The organism is Flavobacterium soyae, from assembly GCF_021245985.1.
Lineage (GTDB): Bacteria > Bacteroidota > Bacteroidia > Flavobacteriales > Flavobacteriaceae > Flavobacterium > Flavobacterium soyae.
Map to the genome: position 1 here is coordinate 1 of NZ_JAJQXA010000032.1, position 6,480 is coordinate 6,480.

Sequence of the window (6,480 nt, forward strand, 5' to 3'; positions counted from 1 at the left end):
GAGGATTAATCACAACTGTAATTGTTGTTCCAAAACTTGCACAAGTTCCGGATTGTACCGTTAAAGTTCCAGTATAAGTCCCGGCTGCAGTATTGGCGTTAATAGTAATTGCATTGGCAATTGAACCTATGCCTGTGGCAAAAGTGTTAGTTACATTAGATTTATTATTGAACCCTGCGGTAACAGCTGCTGCATTCCAAGTGATACTATAGTTAGTTGGTGTATTTGTTGTAGCAGAATAACCAATAGCAATATTTTGTATGGCAGAGCTAAAACAAGTGCTAAATGAACTTGTACTTACTGTTATAGAAGTAGGATTGGTCACTGTAACAGGAGTCGCACAAACGGTTTCACCACAAGAGTTTTTATGTTTTACAAAATAGGTTGTATTTGCAGTTGGTGTAACAGTTAATGATCCATTAGCAAGAGCTGATCTACCTACTAAAGTACCATTACAAGTTCCTGATGTCCATTCAGCATATCCTCCTACTGTACCAAAACCACCGCCAGTAGCAGTAAGTGTTACGCTGGTACCGCTGCAAATGCTAGTCGCTGTCGAATTTGCAGTCGTAGGTGCTGTAATTTCAGCTATGGTATTTACTGGAATAACCACAATAGTTTCATCTGAATAAATACCAGATGTTACAGTTCTTCTGTAATATGTTTTAGTAGTAATTCCGGAAAGTACGGTATAGTTTACTCCTGTATTTGCACCTGGTGCAGCCGTAAAACCATCAGTTGCGCTCGTTGTACTAACTTCCCATAGATAATTATAGGTTGTACCATTTCCTCCGGTAGCTACTGAACCCGTAATAATTCCGGGATTGGTACCAGAACAGATAGGAGTAGTATATAAAGCAGTAACATAATAGTTTTTAACAATCCCATAACAAGGATCACCAAAAGTATTATTAAAAGATCCGGAAGCTGGAATTGTTGCCGATGTATTTCCCAAAAGTCCTGTTGTTACAGTTCGGCTGTTAAAAGCATGACAAGTTCCAATTGTGAAATTTGGGGCTGTACCATTTGGAAGGCCGTAACTTGCAAATTTTACGTTTATGAAAATGTTTCCTACAGGAGCTGTTAAGATTAAAGAACCGTCATATTCACCTCTAATTCCGGTTACTTCACCAACTGTTCCATAATATATATAATTGTTGTCAATCGCGGCACCAGGTGGTGTTTGTGTAATTGTTATACGTCCAGTATTATTAGCAAAATACGTATTATTTGTGTTAACAGCTACAGGATTAGATGAAGTATGTCCCCAGGTTAGATTTAAAGGTCCTACTCCTCCTAAAGTTAAAATTCCAGCGTTGTGCTGAAAAGTTCCAAGATTTGCTGCTGTTAATTTTGCAATAGTCCAAAGATTAGTGACTGTTGTTGCTGCAGAAAAAGTTTTTGTAGCACTTACTGACGATGGATTTAAAAGATTAAGATTATAAAAAGTGGTACTTGTCGACGAAATAGTTTGATTACTACCATCAAAATTAACTGTACTTGTACCTGCTGTAAAATTTGTACCTGTTCCGCCCCATGCTGCTGTAGAAGAAGAATTTACATTTAATGTGCTTGAACCTCCATTTAAAGTTCCGGCGGTAAGTGTAACATTTCCGGTAAAAGTATGAGTTCCGGAGCCTAAATTTAATGTTCCTCCAGAACCATTTATTGTCAATGCATTTCCGGTAATATTTCCGGTAAATGTTGCTGTACCTCCTGTTTTAGTCATTGAAACAGTGCCGCCAGTTGTAAAACCAGTAATACTTTGATTTGAAGTTCCGTCTATTGTTATTGACGAATTATTGGCTGTAAATGTACCTGCATTAGTATAATTTCCTCTTAATGTAACAGCATAATTACTAGTTGTACTTGTTAATACTGCGCTATTATTAATATTTAAGTTTCCATTAATATTTAGGGCAGCCGCCATTGTTGTAGTACCAGCATTAACAGATAAATTATTGAAAGTTGTAAAAATAGATGAAGGCAGGCTGTTATTTGCTATTAATTGAACTGTTCCTGTTCCGGGAATAAAGCTGTTTGCGCCATTATTAGCTACAACAAATCCCTGGCAGGTTAAAATTCCGGCACTTGTCATATCTAAGGTGCCTCTTCTATTGTTATTACCAGAGTCTCCTAAAGTAACATTCCCATTGACAGTAAGTTGACTTGAAGTTCCCGAATATGAAAGCACAGAAGTATTATTATTATTTGTAGGGGCAATTGCTAAAGAAGCACAGGTATATATTCCATTTACGATAACGTTATGGCTTGATATGATTACTGCACTATCTACGGGACTTGGAGGGCCGCTTATTGTGCGGTAAGTTTGATTAGCAACATTGTTAGAAGCATTTGCTGTTAAGGTTAAACTAGTATTACTGGTAATTGAAGATACGATTCCTATTGCGGTTCCATTTTGTCTTGTTATAACAGAACCAATGGTAAGCTCTGTTAAGAATAAGGTTCCCGTACCTGTTACGGTAGTAGAAGTAGTAGTAGATGAAACAGTTCCTGATCTGTTAATATTTCCTGCTGCCCACGTTGCAGAGGTATTCCAGTTTCCGGAATTAGCACTTGTTACGTTGCCTGATTGTGCAAACAATTGATTTGCCGAAGCAACAAAAAACATCCCCAAACAAACTAATCTTAGATTAAGAGTGAAAAACTTTTCTTTAGAAAAATTAGGGAATGATAAAAATAAAAGTAGAGTTCTCATCATATTAAATGTTTTCTATCAGATTGTTATGTTGGCATAATGCATTTATACCTACTCAAAGATATTATGATGGTTTTTAGAATGGGCATATAATCGATAAGCCATTGGAATACTCGATAAAATGCAAAATAAGAATAATTGTCTTGTGGAATTTCTTACAAAAATTACTTGTTAAAAATAAGAAAATCCGTAAAAACGGATGTTTTTAGACGATTTTTTGGAAGTAATAATTAAAAAAACGTCTGATTTTATAAAAGACCCTCAGAAAAGTAATATTTTCAACAGTAAGTTCTTTTTTAATTATATAAGTAATTTAATACAAAATATGATAGTTAGAAAGCAGTAAAAACTATGATTTTAAATGCAAATTTTTGATATTTATTCCTGCTCCAATTCTTTGACTTTTTCATAAATGAGATTACTTTCATAACCTCGGCGAAGCATATAATCACAAAATTTTTTTCGCTTTTTCAATATGTTTTTTTCCTGAATATTGTTCCAGGATTTTTCAGAGAGATTTTCAAAACTTTCTGCATATTCCTCTGCAGAAATTTCCTTAAGGGCGAGATTTATATTTGTTGAAGAAATATTTCGCTGCTTAAGTTCATTTGTAATCCTAATTTTCCCCCAATTTTTAATTCTGTGTTTACCTCTTGCAAAACTGCAGGCAAAACGTGTTTCGTTCAAAAAATTATTTTCAATTAATTGAACGACAATAGAATCAATCTCTTCCGAAGACATTTTTAAGCTGTAAAGCTTTGAAACAACCTCTTCATGACAGCGTTCCTGGTAGGCACAAAAGCGTTCTAATTTCTGTAAAGCCTCTTTTGGTGTATAAATTGAATCCATGAGTATTTTCTTTCTTTTTAACTATAAATGCCAAAAATAATCATTTATAGGCTAAATTCTTACATGTTTTTTAATTATTTCATAAAACTCTTTTTGTAAAATCTTGTTTATGTGCAGAATTATAATAATTTTGTCGTCAAATTCTGTTTATCAAACTGCTCAGTTTGTTAAACAGTTATTAATAAGAATTTAGGTTCAAAATTAAGCCTTTCGTTCATAACGAAATTTGAAATTTTTTATTTGAATTTAACGCCAAAAACAATTTAATACCACGCCGACTATGATTCGAAAACTACTTTTGTTCATTCGTTCTTTATTTTTATTATTCCCTAATTCTTCTAAAGAAAGATTTTTTACCTCTATTTCACTATTTGATAGAGATTCTCAAGTTTCGATGTTAGATAAATTGACGAAATCTAAAACGATCTTGGATGGGAGAATAAAATATCTTTTGATAATATTATTTTCTGTCTTTGTGAATTCAGTTTCGGGACAATGCGTGAGCAATTTAGTTACTAATGGTGATTTTAGTAATTGGTCCACAAATTGGACATTTTCTGGTGCACAAGGTGATAGGGTTGAAATTAATCAGGAAAACACTTATTTTTCCAGCGGTAACACTGATAATACAGCAGAATTAGATTCGGAAGCATCATTAAAGCAAACGCTTACAGTTGTTTCGGGTGTTAGTTATACTGTAAGTTTTCTTTATGCCCGACGACCAGACGTTACTACTCCTGCAACTGTTGCTGTTGATTTTAGAGTAACATCCGCATCCCCTACTATCACGTTTACAAGGGTAACTACAAGCAGCGTAACTCCTCAAGTAGGAACATTTACTTTTACGGCACCAAGTAATTCAATAGGGATTGAATTTTATAATTCCTTAAACGGAGGGTCAACCCTTGGTACTATTATAGATAATATAGTTTTAGTTCCAACGAGTCAGGTGACTCCAGTTGCGACAACGACACCTAAAGGTAATTATAAAACCCTGACCTCTTGTATTGGTGTACCTGTTCAATTAGATGTTGATAACATTAGTGCTTCAGGTGTAACTTATACATGGACAACATCGTCTACAGGGGTGGCGTTGTCAGCCACAAATATTAAAAATCCTACGGCAACATTTACAACAACAGGAATTAAGCAATTTACAGTAGTTGCCACGGCTGGAGGCTGTTCAAGCAGTCCTTCTACAACATTTGTAAATGTAATTGCGGCTCCAACAGTTTACAATGTTACCGGAGGAGGATCATATTGTTCCGGCGGTACCGGAGTTGCAGTTGGTCTGAGTAATTCTACTTCAGGGGTTAACTACCAATTGAAAATGGGAGGTGCTGATATAGGAACAGCTGTTGCAGGAACTGGATCAGCAATTAGTTTTGGTTCTAAAACAGTGGCAGGAACGTATACGGTAGTTGCTACAAACAGTACTACCGGCTGTACTTCAGACATGAGTGGTTCTGCAGTAGTAACAGTAAGTGCTTTACCAACTGTAAGTATTACAGGCAGTAGTAATATTTGTGCAGGATCTACAACTACATTATCTCCTACATCTGGTGGTACATGGATAAGTAACAATCCCGCGGTTGCTACAGTTAATGCAACTACAGGTGTTGTAACAAGTGTAGCAGCAGGAAGTGCTACATTTACTTTTACAAATAGCGCTTCACCTAATTGCTCTGCAACTACAGGAGCAGTAACGGTTTCGTCATTGTCTACTGTTTTTAATTCTTCAAGTACTTATACTGTTCCTGCAGGAGTTACAAGTTTACAAGTGGAATGCTGGGGAGCAGGCGGCGGCGGTTCTAATAGAAGTGGAGCTGCTGGCGGCGGCGGCGGCGGCGCTTATACAAAAGGAATATTGACATCACTTACAACTGGTCAAAACTTAACCGTTACAGTTGGTACAGGTGGGACGATCGGAGTAAATGGAGGAAATTCAAGTGTGGGGACAATTGTTGCAAACGGAGGGGCTTCGGAAAATAATAGTAGAAATGGTGGTGCTGGAGGTTCAGCGTCTAGTATTACAGGAAGCGTGACAGCTTCTTATGCTGGGTATGCTGGGGGTAATGCAAGGGCGAGTGCAGCAGGGGCTAATAATGAAGCTGGCGGTGGAGGTGGTGGTTCTGCCACTATAACAGGATCAGGAGGAACGGCTGGTGCTAATGGAGCAGGTGTTACTAATGCTTTAACGGCTGGAGGTACTGGTACTGGAAATGGAGGTGGTGGAGCCGCAACTGATGGAAGTCCAGATGCTGTTGCAGGAAGTACCCCTGGCGGCGGCGGCGGCGGAAGAGGTGAAGGAGGCGGTACTTCAAAATCAGGAGCCAATGGAAGAGTTACTATAACCGTACTAGCTCCAACTGCAAGTGCAGGAGGCAGCCAGACAATATGTCAAACAGGGACAGCTACAGTAAGTGGTGCAAGTGCAACAAATGGAACTATAGCATGGACACATAACGGTACAGGTTCATTAAGCAATACAACAACATTAACTCCAACTTATACAGTTGCATCAGGAGATGTAGGAAATACAGTTACTTTAACTATGACGGTATCGAACGGGCCTTGTGTAACACCAGCTACAGCGACTTATACTGTAATTGTTAAAGCATTACCAACAATATCAACTCAACCCCAGCCACTAACTATATGTGAAAACCAAAATGGTTCATTTACGGTTTCAGCACCAGCAGCTAGCCCTGCTTATTTATGGGAGTATTCTGCAGATGGACTTACGAATTGGTTAACTACAAATGGTGTTGCGAATCTTTCTGGTTATAACACCTCAACTTTAGCTTTGAGCGCAACACCTCTTGGCTATAGCGGCAACTATGTACGTTGTACAATTACAAGTGATGGATGTTCTGTTACGTCAAATGCTGTTTTACTAACTGTTAACGCAA

At 37.4% G+C, this 6,480-nt stretch carries 3 protein-coding genes; 1 reads left to right on the forward strand and 2 read right to left on the reverse strand.

The features are described 5' to 3' along the window. Both LUU93_RS21415 and LUU93_RS21420 read right to left on the reverse strand, forming a co-directional pair. Nucleotides 1-2,722, reverse strand: a 2,722-nt coding sequence (locus LUU93_RS21415; RefSeq protein WP_232683212.1) for a hypothetical protein, incomplete at its 3' end; no start/stop codon positions are given. 375 nt (nt 2,723-3,097) lie between these two features. Beyond that, nucleotides 3,098-3,568 carry a regulatory protein RecX gene (locus tag LUU93_RS21420; RefSeq protein ID WP_232683213.1) on the reverse strand — a complete coding sequence of 157 codons (471 nt, stop codon included), beginning with the start codon at nt 3,566-3,568 and terminating at the stop codon, nt 3,098-3,100. A 280-nt stretch (nt 3,569-3,848) separates the two neighbouring features. Here LUU93_RS21420 and LUU93_RS21805 point away from each other — a divergent pair. Further along, the coding region (locus LUU93_RS21805; RefSeq protein WP_311202642.1) for a beta strand repeat-containing protein at nt 3,849-6,480 on the forward strand (2,632 nt) is incomplete at its 3' end.

Excerpts from the sequence above, each read along its gene's own strand:
- LUU93_RS21420 (WP_232683213.1), bottom strand. The coding sequence starts at position 3,568 with ATGGATTCAATTTATACACCAAAAGAGGCTTTACAGAAATTAGAACGC.